Here is a 24,874-nt window from a genome sequence, read left to right on the forward strand (position 1 = left end):
AAATCAAATTCTTCAAAGCCATTATTACTCGAATCATCACATAACTCTAAGTCTGAAACTGGATTGATTGTGGGTTGAAAAGCAGCTGATAACGTAAAGGATGTAAAGTCTACACAAGTTGCCGAATTATCCGATAGTCTTGCCCAAATAGTCTGTGGGTTAGATGTATTTGTATAAGGACTTGTTAATGCGCCAACATTATCAATAGCGTCTTGTTCTGTTAAAAAATAAGACACCATAAACTCTGTTGGATCTTGATCTCCTATAATATCATCATCATTATCCGTTAAATAAAATTCGTCTGTACCAGTTGCACTACAAACTACTAAATTTGAACCTGGATTAGCCGTTGGATTTTCTCTAAATTCTATTAAAATTGGATCCGCAGAACCAGTACAAACACCTGAAAAATCAAAATCAGCATAATAAACACCAGGTTCAGTAACCGTAATAATTGAAGTAGTTTCACCATCAATTACAACATCATCTTTATACCAAACATGCACTGCTGCATCTAAACCAGAATCCAATACAATTTCTGAACCATAACATTCCGCGGTATTAGCAGCAATAGTAATATCATCACCTAAATTACCACCTAAATTAAAACTACCTGCCTTAATGAACACGCCTGAATCATAATTGTTATCTCTATCATCGCCAATCACTAATTTAATAGTATAACTTTCTCCAGGAACAACAGCTGATTGAGCTGTAAAGACTATAGTCCTTCCATCAAACGAAATTGGAGGTCCATTATTTGGTGTATAAGCACCAAAATACTGATCGTTTATTCCTCCACACGAGGCTCCATTATCTGGATGAATATTAGTTACTAATATTGGCGTTGTAGAATTTGGAAGCACGGCTAAGTTTGTTGTATTTCCTGATGAATCGGTCAATAAAAAAGCAAAGGCATCAGAAAAAGTGCACTCAAAACTTCCCATATCATATTCTTCAGAAGCCATTAGAAAATCAAAACTAATGCTATTGGCAGTAGGTATAAAATCAAACTGAATAAATGATGCGTTATTTGAGTTAATACCAACTGCAGTATCTAAATCAGCATCACCTGGCCATGCTCCAGATCCATCTCCTAAAAAGGTATTTGGTCCTCCTGCTTGACTAGCATCTCCACTTGTAAGTAAAATTCCATCTTCAAACGGAAAATCTAAGCCATTACTATAAAAATACCCAATACCATTAGGCTCTGTGTTGCTATAAGTTGTTCCTGTTGATGATATAATATTTGATACAGCAGCACAAGGGCTATCAATTAAAATATCCTCTACTAATTCTTCTGTTGTAAAAGTATCTTGATCCACAACAACATTTGGTCCCAAAACAAAAACTAACATTGAAGCTGTATCGCTACAACCTTGCGGATTAGTATCAGAAACAGTAAGTGTCACTGTGTAAGTTCCTGGTGACATAAAAAGATTAGAAACATTTTCACCTGTTGCTGTATTTGCATCTCCAAAATCCCATGTGTAAGTTGCACCTGTACCATCTAAAGAAAAAATGGCACTACCAGAAAAATTAACTGTTTCGCCTGGCAAAATCCCAATAACTCCAGAGCCATTTGGTGCTGGAGTTGTACTATCTATAGAAGCCATAATATCTTGACAAGGTGCAGCACAGAATATTTCTGCAATCCACCCTGTAATATTACCTGAACCATTACTGGTAAATACAAATGTTAAACACCCTGACACATTTGTATCTGATGCAGACACGCTACCAGGAGAGACAACTCCAGAATATGAGCCGATTAAGTCAGCGGTTATATCATCTCCATCATAAATAGATAAAATATCTTGATTAAGTTGTGTACTGAACTCTAAAAAATTTACAATAATAAATTCATCGTCATTCTGAGGGCAAATTGTAATAGTATAATCCTCATCATTTGAATAATTACCAAATTCTCCCCCAGAATCGAAAAACCTATCAGGAGCACACTTGCTTACAGTTCCATTTTGCATCGAAATATCTTGGGCATAACCAAAAAAAGAAGATAAAATTATTATGAGATATAGTATTTTTTTTACCATGAATTGAATTTTAAAAAAATAATTGTTTCTTTTTAGAACCTATAAAACACTCTGTAAAGTGTTAAGTTGGGAATTTAACCAAAATACATGAATCAAGACTAATTTTTCAATTGACAAGAATGTTAATAAAGTTTAACTACAAAAAAAGCCGACATACTGAATATTAGTTTAACATTAACTACAGTATTTTAACTTCAAATTCTACAAATCCTATTAAATATTAACAAAAAACCTAAAAAAGGTATACAGATCTAAAACATATAGACCTGATACCTTATCTATTTTTAAGTTCTTTAATTTAGATAATTTTCTTAATTGTACGACGCTTATTTTTAAGTGAAGTCAGCTTTGTATCGTCTTTCATTTTTTTATCTAAAAAACTTTTTATTCTCTGTTTTAAACAATCTTTACTGCCTTGCGTTGACAATCCATTTTCTTTGCAAAACTCTATTAATTCAAATTTTAAGCAACAGCTGTAATTAAGGTTTGTTTTTAAAACCTTATTATCAGGTTGCTCTGTTTGATAAAACATAATTACTTAATTTTATAATTTAAACAAACGCATATGCTTTAAGAACTATATCCTAAGCGTTACTAACATTTTTTACTTCTCACTCTCATTAATATTGTTGCTGTACTGCATCCGTTACAATTAAGAATTCCGAACGTCTATTTTCAGCATGTTGTTCTTTTGTACAACCATTAGAGCAATCTACTTTAGGTTCAGATTCACCTTTACCCATACCTGAGATACGCGCTTCTTCAATCCCTTGAGAAATCACATACTGTACTGTAGTTTTTGCTCTTCTATTAGAAAGGTTGGCATTATAAGATTCTGGCCCTCTACTATCTGTATGAGACGTTGCTTGTATAACCATTTCAGGATATTTTTTCATTACTTGTACTAATTTATCCAATTCAAATGCGCCTTGCGCAGTGATGTTAGATTTATCAAATTCAAAGAAAATAGGAGCGAGAACAACTTGTTCTGGTTCAATAATTTTCTCGATAGGGTCTAATGAAATTTGTACATTATTCTCTTCATCTGTAGTTCCTTTTACTTGTACTTTTTTACTTTCAAAATCTTCCATTACCACTTCTAGTTCCGTGTCTTTTTCACACTCCACAATAAATTCAGCAATACCTTGGTCATTCGTTGTTTTAGAAACTACTTTATTACCTTCATCATCGTATAATGAAACAGCAGCACCACTAATTGGTTCTCTTGTTTTATCATCTAAAACAGTAGCTGTAATCATCACATCACATAAAGGTTGTAATTTTTTGAACGTATAGATATCATCACTTCCTTTACCCCCTTCTCTGTTAGAAGAGACAAACCCTTCACCAGTTTCTTCATCAATGATAAACGCAAAGTCATCTGCATTACTATTAATAGGAATACCAACATTTCTAATTGGAGCAACCTTACCATCAATCTCTTTAGTGTAAAACACATCTAAACCACCTAATCCTAAGTGACCGTTAGAAGAAAAATAAAGTGTATTTGTACTGCTTACGTATGGAAACATTTCTTGTCCTTCCGTATTTATTTTCTGACCTAAATTTACAGCCTCACCTAAAGTACCATCGTTATTGATTTCAGCTTTGTAGATATCAAAGTCTCCATAACCACCTGGTTTGTTTGATGCGAAATATATTGTTTTACCATCTGCACTAACCGCTGGGTTTTTAACAGAATAGTTTTGACTGTTAACTGATAAACTTTCTATAGTATCCCAATCATCACCAAGTTTAGTGGCTTTAAATAAATACAATTGGCTATAACGTGTATTGCTTAAAGAATCTTTTTCATAAGTTTTTTCAAAATAACTTTCTCTAGAGAAATACATAGTGTTGCCATCTGGAGAAAATGACACTAAACCTTCGTGAAATCTTGTATTTACTTTGTTATTGGCTAAAACAGCTTCTTGGTAAGTATCATCTGTATTTTTAGTAATCGTATAGATATCTAAAAACGGCTGATCATTCCAACCATAGGTTTTACGACTATCATTACGTCCCGAAGTAATGTATAATTTATCACCTTGAAGTGTTCCACCAAAATCAGATTGAGTAGAGTTAAAGTCAGCATTCTGAACATTAAACTTTTTACCTTGTTCTAAAATCTTAGGAAGGTAATCTGGATTTTTTCTATATGCCATAGCTCTATCATCTGCAGGACGCATTGTCGCAAATTTGTCCATTTGTGTATTAGATTCAGCGTATTTGCCATTTGCTTTAAGCATTTGAGCATACTTATAAACCATCTCTGGTTTTTCTGAAGTTTCTAATGCTTTAGCGTAGTAACGCTCCGCAGATTCTGTATCAAAGATGTTATAATAACTCTCTGCAAGCTGACCGTAAACGTAAGCATCAGCTTTACCGTCTTCAACTAATTTATAATAGCTTTCAGCCGCTTTTACGAATTCAAATCTTGCAAAATGCTTATCTGCTTTTTTAGTGTTGCTATTTTGAGCAGTTAAGCAAAAGCTACTGATCAACGTAATCAATAATAATGTTTTAAAGTTTTTCATAATTGTTTAGCTTAACTGATTAAAAGTATCTTGGTGAACGAGAAACACGTTTCGGGAAATTAAGGTCGAACAATAAGAAGACCTCATGAGATGCAGGTGCATAGGCTTTAATATCCGAAGAAATAAAGTCATGAGCATAACCCACTCTTAAAGATGGTGTTAATGCAAAATTCACCAATGCAGAAAAGGAATCATCTAATCTGTAAGAAGCTCCTATTTCAAACTTTTTATAAAATCTAGCATTAACGTTAACATCAAAAGATGTTGGTGCATCAAAGGCAGATTTAATCATTACAGAAGGTTTAAGTTCTGTATTCTCAGATAAATCAAACACATAACCACCAGTTAAGAAATAGTGTTGTGTTTCAGAGCCAATTTTAAGACCACTATCATCTAAGTGTACTGAAGATAATAGATTAGGTACAGATAAAGACACATAGTATTTGTCTGTATAATAAAAGAAACCAGCACCAATATTAGGGGTTGTTTCGTTAATATCTTGATTTAGGAAAGGGTCAGTTGAATCAATAACATCAATACCTGCTAAACCAATATCGTGAAATGTTGCACCAGCTTTAATACCAAATGCCAGTCTGTGTTCACCACCTAATTCTAATGTATATGATAAATCTACATAAGTATTCGTTTCTTTTACTGGTCCTATTTGATCTGCAATAACAGATAAACCAAGTCCGAGGTTATTACCTATTGGTGCATGCCCAAAGAACGTTCCAGTTTCTGGTCCGCCATCAATTTTAGACCATTGGTTTCTGTATAATAATCCAAAAGAAAGATTTTCTTTTGATCCTGCATAAGCAGGATTAATGATATTCATATTATACATGTACTGCGTGTACTGAGGGTCTTGTTGCCCATGCATTTGAAATGCTAAAAGCAAAACCGCTATAATAGAGAGTTTTTTCATTATATTAAGTTGATTCTGTTAGTTGATTATCTGTTAATATATACCCAAGAACTTTTTGACTTAGCGCCTCCTTCGTAAATAACAGTATAGAAATAAGTTCCTACAGGAAGCTCATCTCCATCATCTGTTTGGCCATACCATTCATTAGTGTAATTGTCTTTAGAATATACTAATGTTCCGTTTCTATTGAATATTTCCAGTTTTGTAACATTGAAACTTCTTAAATCGAAATTATCATTCTGTCCTGGTGAAACACCTGGTGATATGCCTTGTGGGAATACACAAATACCTGACTCAGTAACTGTCACTTCACTCAAACCAAAACATCCTGTATCATTAAAAACAACCTCAACCTCATACAAACCTCCCTCCAACACGGGAAGACTTAAAGTGTTCTCATCTAAAATAATACCGCCATCACGATACCAATAAACTGTCACTTCAGATGCAGCATAATTTTCTGGAATTGCATCAATAATAAATGGTGAAGATGCATTAGGACAAATTTCATATTCAATATCTAAAGAAAAACTTGTAATAGGATCTACACCTATTATCAAATTAAAACTATTAGTAACAAAACAATCTGTAAAATCAACAGACTCCATCCTAACATATAAAGTTTCGCCAGAACTATCATATAAATCAGGCAAAGCTCCTATTGCAGCAATAGCATCCGCCTCTGAGAGGTAATAAGAAACTAAAAACTGCGTTTCATCTTGACCATTTAGGATATCAACATTATGTGCTTCTAAATCAAAACTCGCAACGCCATCACCATCATTATCACATCCAAACAAATCTACACTTTCTGCTATATGACTAGGATTAGTAAGTATTATAAAAAATGACGTAGTAGCAAAACAACCAGAAGTATTACTTTCTATTCTTGCATAAATAATTTGAGGGTCTGAAACATTTTCATAAACAGTAGGTAATGGACTAGAATTAGCTATAGCATCTTGCTCATTTAAATGGTATGTAATCGTATATTCTGAAGCAATTTGATTACCTAAAATATAAGGGTTATTTTCTGTAAGATCAAAGAATGCTTGGTTTGTTGCGGAACACTCTAATAAATCATTCGCCGGATTTGCAATAGGAGTTTCTAAAAACTCTACAGTAATTTCGTCACTTATAATACATTGATTAGAAAATATTACTTGAGCTGTATAAACACCTGGCTCACTAACCGTTAAAATAGAACTTGACTCTTCAGAAATAAGTAATCCATCTCTATACCAAACATGCTCTAAATTTGGAGCTTGTGTATCTAAAACTACAGGCTCATTTAAACAACTTGCGGTACCTGCGTCTATTGTAAAATCATCTCCTAGAGTTAATTCTCCAATTTCAAAACTACCTGCTTCAATAAAGATCCCAGTATCAAATTGTGAGTCTGAATCATCAGCAACCACAAGTTTTATATGATAAGTTTCTCCAATATTAACTGCGGATTGAGCTGTAAAAACTACCGTTCTACCATTATAATCCATTGGTGGTAAATTGTCAGGTGTATATTCCCCAAAATATGCTTCGTTAATAGCAGGACAATCATCATTACTAGGATGAACCGTTGTTACTAAAATTGGTGTTGTAGTATTTGGAATAACGGCCAGATTAGTTGTGTTATCATTAGAATCCGTTAAGAAAAAAGCAAAAGCATCTGAATACGTACACTCATAACTACCACCATTGTATTCTTCCGATGCCATTAAAAAATCAAAACTTATATTTTGAGAATATGGCACAAAATCAAACTCTATAATCGTAGCGTTTCTAGAATCGACTCCTAAAATAGTATCTAAATCAGTATCACCAACCCATTGGCTACCTGATGAATTTATTGTATCATCATTGGGGCCTGCCGCATCTTCCGCATGCCCAGTACTTAGCAATAACCCTTCGCTAAAAGGAAACTGATCACCATCTATTGAAAAATAACCTATTCCGTTAGGGTTAAAAGGGTCAAAGCTTGTACCTGTTGTAAAGGTAATATTTGATACGTTAGCACAATCACTAGCGAATAATACATCTTGCACCAATTCTTCTATAGTGTAAGCACTATCACTTACTTCAATACTATTAAATCCAGGTCTAATGCATAAATCAAAACTTACATCCTCATCCTCAGAACCTTCTGAAAATACTCTTATATAATAAGTATCACCAATGACTAATTGTGGTGTTACACTAGGACCACCATCCATACAATATAGCTCATTTAGAGCACCACAAGAACCTTCATAAACAGCATGATTGAGACCTGACGCCACATCATTTTCAACAATATTTAAAAACTCAATTATTTGCGTATCATTAATAGCAACAAACTGAAACCACACATCATCATCTGCATCACCATCACAAGAAACCGCTGCCACATTAGAAGGGCTTGCCGATAAAATTGTACCATAAGCCAGCTCTGTGCATGAGTCATCTGTATTAACAGTTACTATTGTTGCCGAATCACAATCATCATTATCAGGAATACAACTCCTAACTAATATTGGCAAACTATTAAAAACACAATTAGCATCTTGATTATTAGTTAATGTATATATAATATCTGTGAAGAAAGGGAAAGGACCAATTTGATAGGTACCAATAGCATTAATAGTAGCTGTATTGGTATCGACATTATTAGATATAGTAAGTGATGTAGCACTACCTAAAGACGTAACGTTAACATCTATTAGAAATTGACTACCGTTATCACAATCATCAACAATAGTGTATGTCGCTTCTGAATTGGTACATGTTGCACAAGCAACTGTATAAGTAATTCCACCATTCATAGGAGCATCTCCATTTGCACAACTACTTGGCACAAAATCATCTGACGCAATATAAAATGATATGGTATCTCCTGTAGATGTGTATGAAAGACCTGAAAGATTACCTTCATTACCGAAAAAATAATCATCATAAGGCACAATAAAAGTTCCATCAGTATCTATAACAACAAGTGGATCCCAACCTTCATCAATAAATCCTGAATAAAAATTCAATGTTAATGCTGAACCATCAATACTGGTAAATGTGAAAATTTCTGGATTAACAACACCATTATCTCCATAACACATTGTTTCTGTTATAGGACCAGCTGAACAATCTATAATAAAATCTGTTTTTATTGGTGTCGTAAAAAGTAAAGGACCTGCCCAAATACTATTTCCATTGGTACAATTTGCCCTAACATAGACTTCATAATCTGTACCAAATAACAATCCGTTTTCTGTAACATTTTGCACTAATGATGTTGTACCTGATGTTGGTGTACCAGTACCTTCAATTTGTATTGCATATTCCCATGACGTTTCACTGTCATTAGCAATCCAAGAAAAATCTACTGATGCACTTATATCATCAGAGTCTACGCCATCAACAGATACTGTAGGAGAAGCACAGATTGAACCACACGTTTCCACACGCACTAAATCAATTGACATATCCCCTCTAAAATTATCTGTTCTAGTTTGTTTAAACTCTAAATATATGGATTGCCCTAAATATGAATCTAAATTAACACCTACTGGCACCCATGGTTCGCCACCTGAAGTTTGTAGCTGACCACTCCATGTAAATAGATTAGTAAATGGCCCAGAAATTGAATTAGAAATTCCAACTTCTAAAGTTCCCATACCTTCACCATAGGCATGCATATAAAAAGAAAGTTCTGCCTCATCTGTTGCAGTTGTAAGATCAATAACAGGACTAATTGCTGAAGCGGATAAAAGTTGTGCATTACCCGAAGCTTCATAATTCATATAATTAGCACCACTATACGCAGAATCTGGTCCTGTACCTGAACTATTTGCATTACCTGGCACTTCCCATTGTCCTCCGTTGTTTGTATTTGTTAAATCACCTGTCCAACCATTGTAATCATCAAATTCTGCTTCAAATACAAAAGAAGAATTATTAGAGGGACAAGTTACACCTACTGGAGGATTGATTGTTTGACTTAAAGCTTTTGTGCTACATAGCATACACACAATAATTAAGCTAAATGTTAGGATTAAATTTTTCATTTCATTTTTTTATTAATTCAACAGAAATAATATAATTAACACCTTCTTTAAGGTGTAATTATTAATAAGAAAGCCACCCAAAAAATCAGTGGCTTTCCGTTATTGATTTCAGCAATATTTAATCTTTTATTACTCTAATAGTCTTAACAACACCAGCAATAGAAACTTTTACAAAATAGGTACCTGTTTGTAAACCTGATAAATCTAACTCGCTATTAACTGCATTAGGCATCTTTTCTAATACTTGTTGCCCTAACATATTGTACACGTTTACAGTATCAATAGTATTTATAGCATTTAATGTTAGCGTATTTTTAACTGGATTAGGATAGTAAGTGAATGTGCTTTGATTATCTATATCGTCAATTCCTAAAGTAGCACAAGTTACATCAGCTACCCATCCACCATATTCAATACCACCATCAGAACTAAACTCAATAGTTAATGCACCAGAGACATCTGTAGACGTAAAAGAATCACCTACACTAAGCACACTAGATGCTACAGAAGGTAAAGTTCCGTTTCCACTTTCTTGACCACATAATGTCTGCGCTAAAACAGGATATGTATTATCGGGACCGTTATATATAGTTAAGTAATCATAACATCCTCCTTGATCTCCAATATCAAAATCATCTGCTTCTAAATCGACAAAAGTAAATGTAATAGTCACTGCCTCACCTGCAGTATCTGGCATAATTGTAGTTGTTGTAAACTCTGAACTAGAATAATCATTACTAGCTCCACCTGAATCAGTAAAATTACCACCACAAGAAGGCGGAATAATTGCTGTCGCAAAAGCATAAGGACCAACCCATGAAGAATTACCATCTACACCACAATCTGTTTGAACGTAATACTCGTAATTATTATCAGCAACTAAACCTGTTAGGTTATAAGGATTGGAAATTCCTGTAGCTGTAGCAACACCAGTTACGGTTTCTCCTGCAGTAACATCTACAACCTCAATATTCCATGATGTTGCTGTACCACTAGCCCAACTTAAATCTGCTGTAGTCGTTGTAATATTTGATGCTGCAAGCGTTGAAGGCGGTATACAGGATGGCGCTTCTTCAAAAGAAACATCATCAATTGCTAAATCATCATCAAAATCACCTGGATCTAAAACTTCAGAAAACGTAAATCTAGCTTGTGCTGGACCTGTAAATGTTAAACCAGCTATATCAATAATTTTTAATTCCCAACCAACTGTATTTGTGTTATAAGTAGCCATGAGATTCCAAGAACTTCCATCCCAAACCTCAACATCTAATTGTGCATTTAGAGAATCTTCAGAATCACTTATTTCGTAAAAACTTAGAACCGGTGCTGCAAGTGTACTTACATCAACAAATGGACTAACTAAATACCTAGGACCATGATTACCTGACGCATCACAAGCTGCATAATAACCGTTACTAGCTGTACTTCCTGTTATGACACCATCATTTCCAACGTGTCCCAATCCTGATGTTTGAAAAAACCATTCTTCTTCTCCTGAATCACTAGACATTCTCCAGCAATCTGGAATATCACCTCCATTATCAAAACCTTCAGTATATGGTGCAGTAAATGCATTACACTCTGTAGTAAACTCAATTGGTCCAATCCAGAAAGAAGTACCATCAGAAACACCACAATCTGCCTGAACAAATATCTGATAAGTAGTATTAGACTGCAAACTTGATAACCCAAATGGATTTGTAACAACTGAATCTGTAGCCACACCAGTTACAGTTTCACCAGCAGTAACATCAACTACTTCAATATTCCAAGAAGCAGCTGTACCATTCTCAGTCCAAGCTAAATCTGCAGTAGTCGTTGTAATATTAGAAACCATTAAAAACGATGGAGCTACACAAGATATAGGCTCATCGAAAGTAACATCATCAATAGCGATATCATCATCATTACCTCCATTAGGTTCTGAAAACGTAAATCTAGCTTGTGCTGGTCCAGTAAATGATAAACCACTTAGATCAATTGATTTTAATTCCCAACCTAAAGTATTACTGTTATAGGTGGCCATAAGATTCCATGCAGCACCATCCCAAACTTCCACATCTAATTGCGCATTGTCAGAATCCTCTGCATCACTAATTTCATAGAATCGTAATTCTGGCGATGCAAGTGTACTTATATCTACTAAAGGACTCACTAAGTACCTTGGACCATGATCACTAGAAGCATCACATGCAGCATAATAACCATCAGAAAATGTATTCCCTGTTAATGTGCCACCATCACCAACATGACTTGGACCAGACGTATTAAATTGCCAATCTTCACCACCACTCATTGACCAACAATCTGGAATGGCATCAGCATTATCAAAACCTTCAGAAAAAGGCGCAGTAAAAGTATCACAAGCAGTAGTAAGAGTAAGAGGACCTACCCAAAAAGATGGTCCATCAGTACCACAATCTGCTTGTACATAAAATTCATATTCATTATTAGCCATTAAACTAGTTACCATATAAGAATTAGTAACTCCAGTAATTGTTGCAACTCCTGTTGACGATTCTCCAGCCGTTATATCAACAACCTCTATATTCCAAGACGTAGCTGAACCATCTTCAGTCCATTCTAAATTAACGGTTGTACTACCAATACTCAAAGCATTAAATGCTAAAGGCTCTCTACAAGCAGGAAATGTATCGTTAACAAAATTATCAACATGTAACTCCCATTCATCGTATGATTTAGCTCTTACTGCCACATATATTGACTGACCTACATATGCTGTTAAATCAAAAATAACATTGGTCCATAATTCAGGCGCAAGGCTTTCTGCTTGTAAAACCACTGTAAATTCAGATGCTGCAGCTGTCGTAGTAGATAACAATACCTCATAAGATTCTAAAAAAGAACCACTTCTTGAGCGTACATAAAACGACAATCTATCATTTACACCTGAATTAACAGTGATTTGAGGTGTAATTAAATAATCATCGTTAGCACTGTCAGTACCAGCAGAAATTCTGGCAATAGCAGAACCATCTTGTGCACCATCGCTTTCTGGTGTATCATCCCAAACCCATGTATTGGTACTTGCTTCATCTAAAACGGTCCAACTTGCGGGAATTTCTGTTTCAAAGCTTTCTGTAAATTGTGCATTAGATTGCCAACAAAAAGCAATCATTACAACAAATAGTAACGTAATTTTTTTCATAAAGGTTAGAATTAATTAATTAGTGTTTTTTTTGTTAAAAAGATAAAGGAACTTCAGCTAAAAAGCCTAAACCTTTAAAACTTGAGAAGCTAAAGTTGATAAATATGTTTTATATTACACGTTTTTTAAGGTTATCAAAAGGTAATCACCTAATAACATAAACAATAAAATACTATTAGTCAGGGCGTTATTTATTAACCCTGAATATTTATAATATTTAGAGTATTACCACAAATACAACCTGAATTCAATGATTTTTTTTAAATAATAAAGCGCAATTATGTTTACAAAAGCTATAAAAAAAATAAGCATACTAATATTAACTATTACATTTAGCACAACATTATATGCGCAAGAAAAAGACCTTAACACGTATGAATTAGATAGTCTTCACAGACGCTATTATGGTCAACATTCTGAAGAAGCATTTGCAGTGCATCATAAAGTACTTAAACAATCCATTAAAACTAAATATGAAGAAAAAATAGCCGCGACTTACAAAGCGTTAATGTGGCTACATGGTGCAAATAAAAATGCGAATTTGGATAGTGTTTTATATTACGCAGATCTATTTGAAACAAAAATAGCGACATACAATAAACCGAAAGACACTGTAATGCTTAAAGAATTAGAACTCCCTAATTACTATTTAAACAAAGGACAATTATTAGCAAATGCATTTGGCTTACCAGAACAAGGATTAGAAAGCTATTTTAAAGTACATCCACTAATACCAGAAGGGGATATTAAATTGACCTTTGCATACTACACTTCGATTTCTGAAATATATTATCAAAAATCACAATTTGATAAGGCTCTCGAGGTTTTAACACCACTTTTAAAAGACACCACCAACATAGGTGCTTTCACAAAAGTTAGACTGCTTCAAAATATTGCAGGTAATTATGTACAAAAAGAAATGCCAGAAAAAAGTTTTCCAATTCATAAAGAAATTCTAAAACTAGCAAAGAAAGAAAATGATATAAAAGAGATTTGGTGGACAAAAAATAGATTAGCTAATGATTATTTTCGATTAGGCGACGCACATAAAGCAATAGATTCTGCTTTAGCTGTTAGAGAATTTTGCATTAAAAACGACCTACATCAGCTCCTGTTTAATAACACCATTAATTTAAGCACTTATTACCATGCTATTGGTGATATAAAAAATGCTATTACATATAGAAAAAATGCCCTAGAATATTCTACAGGATTAGAAACTAGAAAAGACGTGTATGACAGACTTGCTTTGTATTATACAGAAAATAAACAGTATCTACATGCAACAGAAATCTATAAAAAGAAGAGCAGTTTAGTTGACAGCATTCGTTCAAATGAAAAAAAGGCCGTAACTAACTACATAGAATCAAACGTAAAACTTCTTAATGAAAAACAAAAAAACCAACAAATGCTTTTTGACGTGCAACTTTTGGAGGAAAAAAACAAAAAGCAAAGACTTTACCTTTATAATATTAGCACAGCCCTAATAAGTATAATTCTATTACTTGGAAGCATCCTCATTTTTAGAAAGTATAGAAAAGGTGAGAAAGTAATTGAGATACTAAAAACGAATGAAAAAAAATTATTAGAAGAGAAAATAACACTTAGAGAAAACGAATTGGAAGCATCTGCAATTGCGGTTTCTCAACGCTTAGAAACACTAAACACAATAAAAGACGAATTAAACCTTATTAAACACCCTAAAATCCCAAAACTAGAAGAAGCTAAATCAAAAATAAACGACCTTATTAGATCCGCTTCAGATATGTCTATTATAACAAAAAGAATAGAATCTGAATATCCAACAATGGCTAATAAATTAATGGATAAATACCCTAATTTATCAGACACTCAAATAAGGTATTGTCTACTGACAAAATTAAACTTATCAATAAAAGAAACAGCTAGCATTTTAAATGTAACACCAGATACAGTAAAAGTGGCAAGAAGTAGATTAAAGAAAAAGCTAAACATACCTCCAGAAATGTCATTTAAACTATTCTTAGACCAGTTAGCAAAAGAGTAAACTATATTTAAACAAAAAAAGAATATGTTAATTGTACTATCTCATTAAAACTAAGTTAAAAGTCTAATCACATCAGTGTGATATTTCATATTTTTGCAAATAAAAGATGTCACAGACTAAAATATCTATTATTCCGACTTCAAACGACACGATCTTAAAGTTTGAAGCAGACCGATTTTTAACCAATCACAATAGTTTCGAATTCAACAATATAGATGACGCTAAGCACTCTCCATTAACACAACAACTATTCTATCTACCTTTTGTAAAAAAAGTATATATTGCTTCAAATTTTATTGCTATTGAACGCTATAACATTGTGGAATGGGAAGATGTGCAAGACGAAGTTGCTACTCAAATAGAAGACTATTTATCTAATGATGGTGTTGTGGTTACTGAAGAGGCCGTTAAACCAAAGGCAGCCGTAACAGTATATGCTGAAAGCACGCCTAATCCTGCAGTATTAAAATTTGTTTGCAATAAAATTTTAGTGCCTAGTTTATATGAATTTACGTCTATAGAAGACGCCAAACCTTCACCACTAGCTACTGCTCTTTTTCAATTTCCATTTGTAAAAAATGTATTTATGGAAAAGAACTTTATATCAATTACTAAGTTTGATATTATTGAATGGGAAGATATTACAATTCAGTTAAGGGAGTTTTTAAAATCTTATGTTGAAGAAGGTAAAACGATTTTAAACGACAACGCACCTCAGCAACTCAATAAAACTGAAGAAGCCGTTGAGCAAAAATTTGAAGCTTTAGATGATGTTTCAAAAAATATTGTAAACATTCTTGAAGAATATATTAAGCCTGCAGTTGAAAGTGATGGTGGAAATATTGAATTTAAATCTTACGACGAAAACACAAAAAAGGTAGAAGTATTATTACAAGGTGCATGTAGTGGTTGCCCATCATCTACATTCACACTAAAAAATGGTATTGAAACCATGTTAAAAGATATGTTGAATGATAATTCTATTACAGTAAATGCCATTAATGGTTAGAATTTTTTAATAATTGAGTGACATCATCTAAATTTTAGTGTCTTAATTCTAGAAACCTTAAAAATTCAAAAATTATGGCAGTATTAAAAGTAATTGAAGTTTTATCTAACTCAGATAAAAGTTGGGAAGATGCAACAAAAAAAGCGGTTAAAGAAGCTTCTAAAACAGTAAAGAATATTAAATCGGTATACGTACAAGATCAAAGTGCTATTGTTAAAGATGATACTGTAACGGAATTTAGAGTCAACTTAAAATTAACTTTCGAGGTAAAATAATAGAAGATGTTATTAACCCTTAAAATACAACTCGGACAATAACATTTCCGAGTTTTTTATTAACTATAATTAATTAAAACCAACATGGACACACAAAAATGGATTGACGAAGGCATAAAATTTGTTATTGAATATGGACCTAAAGTAATAGGCGCTATAGCAATATGGATTATTGGTAGCTGGGTAATTAAAATTCTCCTTAAAGGCGTTAAAAAAGCATTAAACAAAGGAGATTATGACGAAAGCTTAAAGAAATTCCTAACGAACTTAATTAGTTGGATTTTAAAAGTTGTATTAATTATAGTTGTATTAGGTACAGTAGGTGTAGAGACAACATCATTTGCTGCTATTATTGCTGCAGCAGGTTTAGCGATTGGTTTAGCTTTACAAGGTTCATTAGGTAACTTTGCTGGAGGTGTTTTATTAATGATATTTAAGCCTATTAAAATAGGAGATTTAATTGAAGCGCAAGGAGAGCTTGGTGTGGTTAAAGAAATTGAAATTTTCACTACTAAACTTTTAACTCCAACAAATAAGGAAGTCATTATACCAAATGGCGCTCTATCTAATGGTAATATTGTAAATTATTCTACCGAAGGTAAACTGAGAGTTGATTTAACATTTGGTGTTGGTTATGATTCTGATATCAAACAAACCAAAGACGTTTTAATGAAAGTATTAACCTCTAATCCAAAAGTACTTCAAGATCCTGCTCCTTCAGTAAATGTATCTGAATTAGCTGATAGTTCTGTAAACTTTGCGGTAAGACCTTGGGCGAATGTTGCTGATTATTGGGATGTGTATTTTGAAACACATGAAAACGTAAAAATTGCATTGGATGCTGCTGGTATAGAAATACCTTATCCTCATGCTGTAGAGATTCAAAAAGAAGGTTAATTATTTCTTCTTTTTTAAAGCTACAAAATCCTTTAAATAATAAGGTTCAAAATAAGCGACATCTTCGGTGTCGCTTTTTTGATGCTTTATTTCGGCGAGTAAAGACATTTCATTAGCTGAAGGTAGTTTACCTTCTATAAAAACAGCATTAGGATGTTTAATAAGCGCTTTTGTTTTCTGAACACCGTTCCCTATAAAATACACTTTCTGCTTTTCAAGACGTTCAGAATAACTATTTTCATCAAGTATTTCTGCTTTAATTTCTCTTACCAATTCTAAATCCTGATTATAAATAGCCGAATATACTTCCATTCGTCTTGCATCTAACATGGGTATTATTAAACCATCATCGATTTTCACTTGATTGGCTAAACTCTCTAATGTAGAAATTGATATCAAAGGTTTATTTAAAGCAAAACACAAACCTTTTGCAGAAGACACACCAATACGTAAACCTGTATAAGAACCTGGTCCTTTACTAACTGATACTGCATCTATATCTGAAGGATTTAGTTTTGCTATTTTAAAAACCTCATCAATAAAGACATGCAAAGTTTCTGCATGTGAATAGCCTAGACTATTATCTTCTTTTAAAACTAAAGTCTCTCCATCCTTAGAAAGAGAGACTGAACAATTGGTAGTTGCCGTTTCTATATTTAGCACTAATGCCATGTTAGTTGTATTGGTTGTTGGTAAACTATCTAGATTACAATAATAATAAATTATTCTTCAGAACGCTTCTCAGAACTGCCTTCGGATTTCTTATTTGTTATTTCTAGTAAATCCCCAGGATTCAAGTTTTTAGACACCATGTTATATGGTCCTGTGATTATTTTATCATCTTTACTTAAGCCCGAAATAATTTCAATATTTGTATCATCTTGAATTCCGGTAGTTACAACTCTTAATTTTGCTTTTCCATTATTATTGACAAAAACACATTCAAATTTTTCTTCCTCCTCAGCAGAATCATCTGTATTAACCTCAGTCATTTTATCGTAAGGTTTTTTGGTAGAACTTGTATCAGATTTTATAACAATAGCACTAATTGGTACCGAAATAGCATCTTTTTGCTTTTTAGTTATAATGTCTACTGTAGCTGTCATTCCTGGTCTAAATGGCGAGTATGTTTCTGGCTTACCTTCAGTCAATTCTTTATAAGATTCTTCAATAATTCTAACTTTTACCTTAAAATTAGTTACTTGGTCTGCTGTTAAATTTCCTTCTGCCGAATTTGCAATTTCAGTTACAATACCTTTAAATTCTTTCTTTAAATAAGCATCAACTTCAACAATTGTAGAATCTCCAATATTAACTTTTACAATGTCGTTTTCATTAACATCGACTTCAACTTCCATATTGTTTAAGTTAGCCACACGTAAAATCTCGGTTCCTGCCATTTGTTGAGTTCCTACAACACGCTCTCCTAATTCTACATTTAAAAGTGAAATAGTACCACTCATTGGTGCATAAATTGTAGTTCTGTTTAAATTATCTTTAGCCTCATTTACTGTTGCTGCTGCACTTTGTACATTATAATATGCTGAGTTTTTACCAGCTACTGCAGTTTCATAAGTTGCTATTGATCGATCCCAATCTGCTTTAGAAATTACACCTTTATCAAAAAGTGTTTTATTTCTATCATAGTCAGCTTTAGATTGCTTTAAGTTTGCTTCAGCTTGTTCTAAACCTGCTCTTACATTTTGGTAAGATGCCTGAGAACGACTCACAGCAGATTGAATTAAATCTGGATTGACACGAACCAATAAATCTCCTTTTTTTACTTCTTGCCCCTCTTTAAAAGGAAGCTCTAGTATTTCACCTGAAACTTCTGAAGAGATTTTCACTTCAACTTCTGGCTGAATTTTTCCGGTTGCAGATACGGTTTGAATAATATCTCTAAGTGTTACCTCTTTTTCTGTAACTGCTTTAAAATTGCCTTTTTTACCAAACAAGCCCATTTTAGAACCCGCTAATAAACCTAAAAGCAAAACAACTACAACTACTAATATTATTTTTACATTCTTACTCATAATTAAAACTTTAATTCAGTTGCAGGAATTCCGAAATAGAGTTCTAAAACCTTCAACTTAAAAATATAATCATATTTTGCCTGATTAACTTGAATTTTTGCATTATCAAATCGCTGTTTAGATTGACTAAAATCAAAGGCATTTGTTAAACCAACATCGTATCGCTCTTTAGCGTAATCATAAGCCAATGCTTGCGATTCTAATGATTTATTTGCAGCTTCAAATGATTTTAAAGCACCTTTAGCATCAACATAGGCTTGATACACTGTTGATTCTAGATTTAACTCTTCTTGTTCTAATTGATATTCTGCACGCTTCAAATTAATTTTACTTCGCTGTACACTTCCTTTAACAGAAAATCCATTTAAAATAGGAATATTAAGACTTAACCCATAACCAATACCATCATTTAAATAGACCTGCTCATTAAAAGGTATTGAGCTGGCATCAGTATATCTTGTATCATATCCTAAAAAAGCTCTCAATGTTGGCCAATAAGATCCCTTTGCTATTTGAATATCTTTCTCTGCTAATGCAACAGATTGTTCTGCTATTTTAATTTCAGATCTATTGGCTTTAGCATTTTCTATAATTTCTGTAGCCGATTTATTAGAAATACCCTCATCTACAATATCATAACCTTCATCTTCAATATCAAAATTCTCATAGTCCTTGATTAATAATAACTGTGCTAAATTTATTAATGAAATCTGAATTGTATTTTCTGCATTTACAATATTCTGCTTTTCTGTAGCATCTGTAGCTTGAATTTCTAAAAGATCACCTCGAGGTAAAGATCCTGCTTCTACTAACTGAGTTGTACGCTCAATTTGCTCTTGAGTTACAGCATTTTGAGATTGTAAAACTTCTAAGTTCGCTTTGTTTAAAATTACTGTGATATAGCCATTTGCTACAAAAAGCGAAATGTCATCTTTCATTTTTGACAAACTATATTGAGCCGCTAACTTTGAAATTTCGGCACGCTGTACTTGTCTAATATTCTGTAAACCATCGAATAAATTATACCCTAAATTCACGCTACCAGAAGATGACAGAAACGTCGTTGTAGATGAATTCCCTGTTGTAGGATCAAAACTTAAACCTGTGTTTTTTGAAACACTACCGCTTGCATTAATACTTGGTAAAAAATTACCAACAGCAGTTAACTTTTCTATATCAGTAGCTAACAAATCTAACTCGCTTTGTTTAACTGAAATGTTATTTTCTAGCGCATATTCTACACATTCCTTGAGTGTCCATTTTTTATTTTGTGCTTGTGCAAAAACGCCACAAAGAATTAAAATTATTACGATTGATTTTTTCATGTGTTTGTTTCTATTGTTTATCATTTGTCACATGTTGTTCGCTATTAGTCAATTCTATAACTGATTTAATTTTGAACAAGCTCGTTTCATGATGCTTATTTGTCTATATAAAACTTAAAGTGTTACACAATTTATGTAATTTATTCTTGAGCGTATTTTGGAATACCTTGTATTTGGTTCCAAACCTTTATTTTATCATCTTTAGCAATACCGCTTTTAACTTCTACAAAAATACCATCGCTTACACCTAACTCTACATCTTTTCTGTCGAATTTTTGATCTCCAACTTCAATCTCTACGTAAGGCTTTTGAGTATCTTTATCATATTGAACTAGTGCTTCCTTTATTGCTAAAACTTTTTCTGCTTTTTCTAAAATAATAGATGCGTTGGCACTTAAACCTGCTCTAATAAATGTAGAATCGATTTTTTTAAGAGAGCCTTTTATTTCAAATTGAATAGCACCATTTTCCGCGACACCTTTTGGCGCAATATAATCTAAAATAGCATCAAATTTTTTATCTTCAATGGCTCCAACTGTTATCTCTAATGGCAAACCTTCTTTTATTTTACCAACTTCACTTTCGTCTACTTTACCTTCAAAAATCATTTGTTGTACATCTGCTAAAGATGCTATTGAGGTTCCTTCGTTAAAATTATTAGCTTCGATAACTTGGTTACCTGCTTTTACCGGAACGTCTAATACCATACCAGAAACTGTAGCTCTGACTTGAGTTTGAGCTATGTTACCCAATCCTGAAGTCGTTCCTGTTTTTATAATATCGTAATTCTGATTTGCTGAATTGACATTAATTTTGGCTTGCTCAACGCTTTGTTTTGTTTGTAAATATGAATTCTTTACACCTTCAAAATCATTTGCAGAGATTACACCTTTATCAAATAAGGCTTTTTGTCTGTCGTAATTAGACTGCTGCGTTTGCAAATTAATCTTTGCCGTCTGTAATGCCGTTTGGTTAGTAGCAATATTATTTTTTGCACTTGTTAAGCTTGAAGCATTTGGTATAACTTTAATTTGAGCAATTAAATCACCTTGTTTCACATATTCGCCAGCTTCTATAAATACCTCTTCAATCACACCAGAAACATTTGGTTTAATTAATATTTCCTCTTTTGGCACAATACTACCTGTTGCCACTGTTTTAACAATAATGGTTTCTTCAGTTGGTGTTTCTGAAGTATAGGTAATTGGATTTTCTTGATTCTTTTGCCATAAATAAAGTAATGCAGCTCCAAATACAACAACAATTAGTATTAGTAAGATTACGGTTTTAGTTCTTTTCATGATTATTGATTGATATATATTTATTCTATTCTTAAAGCGTCAACTGGTTTCATTTTTGTTGCGCTATTTGCAGGTATTAAGCCAGCTAATACGCCAGACACTACGAGTATTATTAAAGCCGTAAATACAACTTGCATACTTACACTAGGATTGGCAAAATTATCTACAGGACCAGCATTATCTAAAATGGTATTCATTACCCAAATAACTAATGCAGCAAATGAAATACCAACCATACCAGACAGTATAGTTAATATTAAACTTTCTTGTAGAATTTGAGATTTTATGGTCCAAGGACTTGCGCCTAATGCACGCCTTACGCCTATTTCTTTAGTTCGTTCTTTAACAACGATAAGCATAATATTACTTATGCCAATAATACCAGACATTAATACTAATGCGCCTACAAAATAACCAACAAAGGATAGAATGGTAAACAAACCATTGACACGCTCAAACTGTTCTGATAAATCAAAATGCCCGATAGCTCTGTCATCTGTAGGATCTACTTTATGCCTAGACTTCATTAAAGTGAATATCTGATCTTTTAAGGTTGTAATACTTACACCATCTTCTGCGGTTATAGCCATCCAACCTACACTTTCGCCTCTATTAAATGCTTGACCAAAAGTTGTAAAAGGCATGTAAATTGTACTCGCGTCTTGCTCACCATCACCTTGGCTATTACTCATTTTAAAGGTACCAACAACTAGAAAATTTACGCCATTTACTTTTATATATGTTCCTAAAACATCCTCACCTTTATCATATAGACCATTTTCTACTCCTGTGCCTATGACACAAACTTTTCGTTTGGCATTAATATCTGAATAACTGATAAAACGGCCTTGAATAATATCCATGGGCTGCTGTTTTATGTATTCTGGATAGTCTCCATAAATTTCGTAGGCTCCAGTTTTAGTACCTCTAGTAACATTGTTTGCTCCATTGTAGCCACCTAATTGGTTTCTTGGCGATACATATTTTATATCTGGAAATTCTGATTTTATAGCTGCAACATCGCCAATTTTATAATTAAAGTAACGGCCTTTTGGTAAACCTTTGTAAGGTTTAGATGTGCCTTGAGTCCACATAAACATAGAATTGGTTGCAAAATTTCCAAAATCTGCTGTTACACCATTTTTAAGCCCATTGGTTAATGCCAACAATAAAACTAATATGGTTATGCCCCAAAAAACTCCAAACGCAGTTAAAAACGTTCTAAATTTATTAGCATTTAGCGCTTCTAATATTTCATCCCAACGGTCTCTACTAAACATATTATTCGTCTCTTAATGCATCTATTGGTTTAATCATTGCCGCTCTATAAGCAGGTATAAATCCTGCCAACGCACCTGCAAGTACTAATAAAAATACTGTTGTAATTGCAATATTGAAATCTACTTGTGGATACTTTATAAAATCACTTTCTATCTGAGGACCAACCAATTCTAATAATCCAAGTCCTAAAATTAATCCAAACAATCCTGAAAACATTGTTACAAAAACAGCTTCTTGTAATATCATACCAACAATAGACATTGGTAGAGCTCCTAATGCTTTGCGTATGCCTATTTCTTTTGTTCGTTCTTTAACTATAATAAGCATTATGTTTCCTACACCAACGATACCAGCAATAATGGTTCCTATGCCTACAAACCAAAACACGGCTTTTATAGTTGCTACTAATGAGTAGATTTTCTCGGCTTGTTCTAGTGTATTTCGGACTCTTACTGCACTGACATCATCTGGTGCAACGGTGTGGATTTCTTTTATTTTTTGCTCAATACCAGAGGCAATAGCATTAGACATGGCGACAGCCTCATCAAAATCATCAGCCATTTTTACGGTAAAAGCCATATTTCTGATATCTTCTCCACCATTGAAAACCGCTTGTGCTGTAGAAACAGGAATGTAAACCTGACTTTCTTCTCTATCGCCTCCTGGATCAAAAAAAACACCAACGACTTTAAAATTCATTCCATACACTTGAATGTTTTTATTTATAGGATCTTCATCTTTAAAAAGATCTTTCTTCATTTTATTGCCAATAACAGCTATTTTTTTTCTTTGCTGAATATCGGATTGACTTATAAAACGACCAGATCCAATATCTGCGTTTTCAATAAATTGGTTATCTGGCATTGTTCCGCGAACACGATAGTTTCCGGTTTCATTTTTATATGATACCGTTCCTCCCCAAATCATGTAGTCTTTTGTACCATATTCTAAATAGTCGTCATACTGATTTTTCACAGCCTCAAAACTAGAATTTTTCAGTTGAATGTATCGACCAGGATTTAAGCCTTTGTAGCCCTTTGTAGTAACACCTGTCCAAACGGAAACTCTATTAGTTGCATCTTGTTCAAATTGAGATTTTACACCATTTGCTATTCCTTCGCTAAATCCAAGAAGAATTACGAGTATAAAAATTCCTGAGGCTACCGAAAGACCTGTTAAAAAAGTACGTAATTTGTTTTTACGTAGCGTTTCAAAGATTTCTTGCCAACGTTCTATATCAAACATGTGCTGAAGCTCTAACTTGATTTACTACACTATCGTCTATAATTAATCCATCTTTAAGATTAACAATACGTTTGGTCATATGCGCAATATCATCCTCGTGAGTGACAACAAGAATCGTTTTCCCTTCATCATTAATACCTTGAATGAGTTCCATAACCTCGTAAGACGTTTTAGTATCTAAGGCTCCTGTTGGCTCATCTGCCAATAAAACCTTAGGATCACTTGCTAAGGCTCTAGCAATAGCTACACGTTGTTTTTGTCCTCCAGAAAGTTCACTCGGTAAATGATGGGACCATTGTGCCAAACCTACTTTTTCGAGATAGTGCATCGCTTTTTCAGTACGTTCTTTTCGCTTAACGCCTTTATAGTATAATGGCATAGACACATTGTCTAAAGCACTTTTATAATTTATAAGATTGAATGATTGAAAAATAAAGCCTAGAAAATCATTTCTGTATTTTGCTGCTATTTTCTCGTTAAGATTTTTTATAGGAACATTATCGAGAATGTACTGGCCTTCATCTGCTTCATCTAACATACCAAGTATATTTAATAAAGTAGATTTCCCTGAACCTGAAGACCCCATTATTGAAACTAACTCACCTTCTTTTACATCAAAATTAATACCTTTTAACACATGAAGCGAGTTGCTACCCATGTGATAAGATTTGTGCAAATCTTTTATCTGAATCATAGTTTGGTTAGTTAGTTATAGTCCAATAAAAATATGGCCTATTGCAATTTTAAGAAAAACTTAAGT

17 protein-coding genes are annotated in these 24,874 nt (G+C 33.3%); 4 read left to right on the forward strand and 13 right to left on the reverse strand.

Features of this window, described 5'->3' with window-relative positions; all coding sequences use genetic code 11:
• The 6 genes from ACJBCC_RS16355 to ACJBCC_RS16380 form a co-directional block, all read right to left on the reverse strand.
• The coding region (locus tag ACJBCC_RS16355) for a choice-of-anchor L domain-containing protein (protein ID WP_407557804.1) at positions 1–2,054 on the reverse strand (2,054 nt) is incomplete at its 3' end.
• 298 nt (positions 2,055–2,352) lie between these two features.
• Positions 2,353–2,586 carry an SAP domain-containing protein gene (locus ACJBCC_RS16360; protein WP_299098750.1) on the reverse strand — a complete coding sequence of 78 codons (234 nt, stop codon included), beginning with the start codon at positions 2,584–2,586 and terminating at the stop codon, positions 2,353–2,355.
• A gap of 88 nt (positions 2,587–2,674) precedes the next feature.
• Positions 2,675–4,591, reverse strand: coding sequence for an OmpA family protein (locus tag ACJBCC_RS16365; RefSeq protein ID WP_407557805.1), 1,917 nt, complete (start codon positions 4,589–4,591; stop codon positions 2,675–2,677).
• A gap of 19 nt (positions 4,592–4,610) precedes the next feature.
• Positions 4,611–5,516 (reverse strand): type IX secretion system membrane protein PorP/SprF, encoded by a 906-nt coding sequence (locus ACJBCC_RS16370; RefSeq protein WP_299098746.1) that lies wholly within the window; start codon positions 5,514–5,516, stop codon positions 4,611–4,613.
• A 26-nt stretch (positions 5,517–5,542) separates the two neighbouring features.
• Positions 5,543–9,550 carry a choice-of-anchor L domain-containing protein gene (locus tag ACJBCC_RS16375; protein WP_407557806.1) on the reverse strand — a complete coding sequence of 1,336 codons (4,008 nt, stop codon included), beginning with the start codon at positions 9,548–9,550 and terminating at the stop codon, positions 5,543–5,545.
• Between the two features lie 118 nt (positions 9,551–9,668).
• Positions 9,669–12,722, reverse strand: coding sequence for a choice-of-anchor J domain-containing protein (locus ACJBCC_RS16380; protein WP_407557807.1), 3,054 nt, complete (start codon positions 12,720–12,722; stop codon positions 9,669–9,671).
• A gap of 280 nt (positions 12,723–13,002) precedes the next feature.
• Between ACJBCC_RS16380 and ACJBCC_RS16385 the strand changes: the two genes are divergently transcribed.
• From ACJBCC_RS16385 to ACJBCC_RS16400, 4 genes are all read left to right on the forward strand, one after another.
• Positions 13,003–14,748, forward strand: a complete 1,746-nt coding sequence (locus tag ACJBCC_RS16385) for a hypothetical protein (RefSeq protein WP_407557808.1) — start codon at positions 13,003–13,005, stop codon at positions 14,746–14,748.
• Between the two features lie 106 nt (positions 14,749–14,854).
• Positions 14,855–15,757, forward strand: a complete 903-nt coding sequence (locus ACJBCC_RS16390) for a NifU family protein (protein WP_407557809.1) — start codon at positions 14,855–14,857, stop codon at positions 15,755–15,757.
• Positions 15,758–15,831: 74 nt separating this feature from the next.
• Entirely contained in the window at positions 15,832–16,032 is a 201-nt protein-coding gene (locus tag ACJBCC_RS16395; protein WP_407557810.1) for a dodecin family protein, read from the forward strand.
• 84 nt (positions 16,033–16,116) lie between these two features.
• On the forward strand, positions 16,117–16,929 hold the full coding sequence (locus tag ACJBCC_RS16400; protein WP_407557811.1) for a mechanosensitive ion channel family protein: 813 nt from the start codon (positions 16,117–16,119) through the stop codon (positions 16,927–16,929).
• Here ACJBCC_RS16400 and tsaB read toward each other — a convergent pair whose 3' ends face one another.
• From tsaB to ACJBCC_RS16435, 7 genes are all read right to left on the reverse strand, one after another.
• Positions 16,930–17,601, reverse strand: a complete 672-nt coding sequence (gene tsaB, locus ACJBCC_RS16405; protein WP_299098731.1) for a tRNA (adenosine(37)-N6)-threonylcarbamoyltransferase complex dimerization subunit type 1 TsaB — start codon at positions 17,599–17,601, stop codon at positions 16,930–16,932.
• 50 nt (positions 17,602–17,651) lie between these two features.
• Positions 17,652–18,962 (reverse strand): efflux RND transporter periplasmic adaptor subunit, encoded by a 1,311-nt coding sequence (locus tag ACJBCC_RS16410; RefSeq protein WP_407557812.1) that lies wholly within the window; start codon positions 18,960–18,962, stop codon positions 17,652–17,654.
• A 2-nt stretch (positions 18,963–18,964) separates the two neighbouring features.
• Positions 18,965–20,287, reverse strand: a complete 1,323-nt coding sequence (locus tag ACJBCC_RS16415; protein ID WP_407557813.1) for a TolC family protein — start codon at positions 20,285–20,287, stop codon at positions 18,965–18,967.
• A gap of 140 nt (positions 20,288–20,427) precedes the next feature.
• Positions 20,428–21,588: an efflux RND transporter periplasmic adaptor subunit gene (locus tag ACJBCC_RS16420; protein ID WP_407557814.1), complete on the reverse strand. Its 1,161-nt coding sequence runs from the start codon at positions 21,586–21,588 to the stop codon at positions 20,428–20,430.
• Positions 21,589–21,608: 20 nt separating this feature from the next.
• Positions 21,609–22,868, reverse strand: coding sequence for an ABC transporter permease (locus tag ACJBCC_RS16425; RefSeq protein WP_407557815.1), 1,260 nt, complete (start codon positions 22,866–22,868; stop codon positions 21,609–21,611).
• 1 nt (position 22,869) lies between these two features.
• On the reverse strand, positions 22,870–24,114 hold the full coding sequence (locus tag ACJBCC_RS16430; protein ID WP_407557816.1) for an ABC transporter permease: 1,245 nt from the start codon (positions 24,112–24,114) through the stop codon (positions 22,870–22,872).
• Entirely contained in the window at positions 24,107–24,808 is a 702-nt protein-coding gene (locus ACJBCC_RS16435) for an ABC transporter ATP-binding protein (RefSeq protein WP_299098718.1), read from the reverse strand. The genes ACJBCC_RS16430 and ACJBCC_RS16435 overlap by 8 nt, the downstream gene beginning before the upstream one ends.
• Between the last annotated feature and the right edge of the window lie 66 nt (positions 24,809–24,874).

This window comes from Winogradskyella sp. 4-2091 (assembly GCF_045765065.1).
GTDB lineage: Bacteria > Bacteroidota > Bacteroidia > Flavobacteriales > Flavobacteriaceae > Winogradskyella.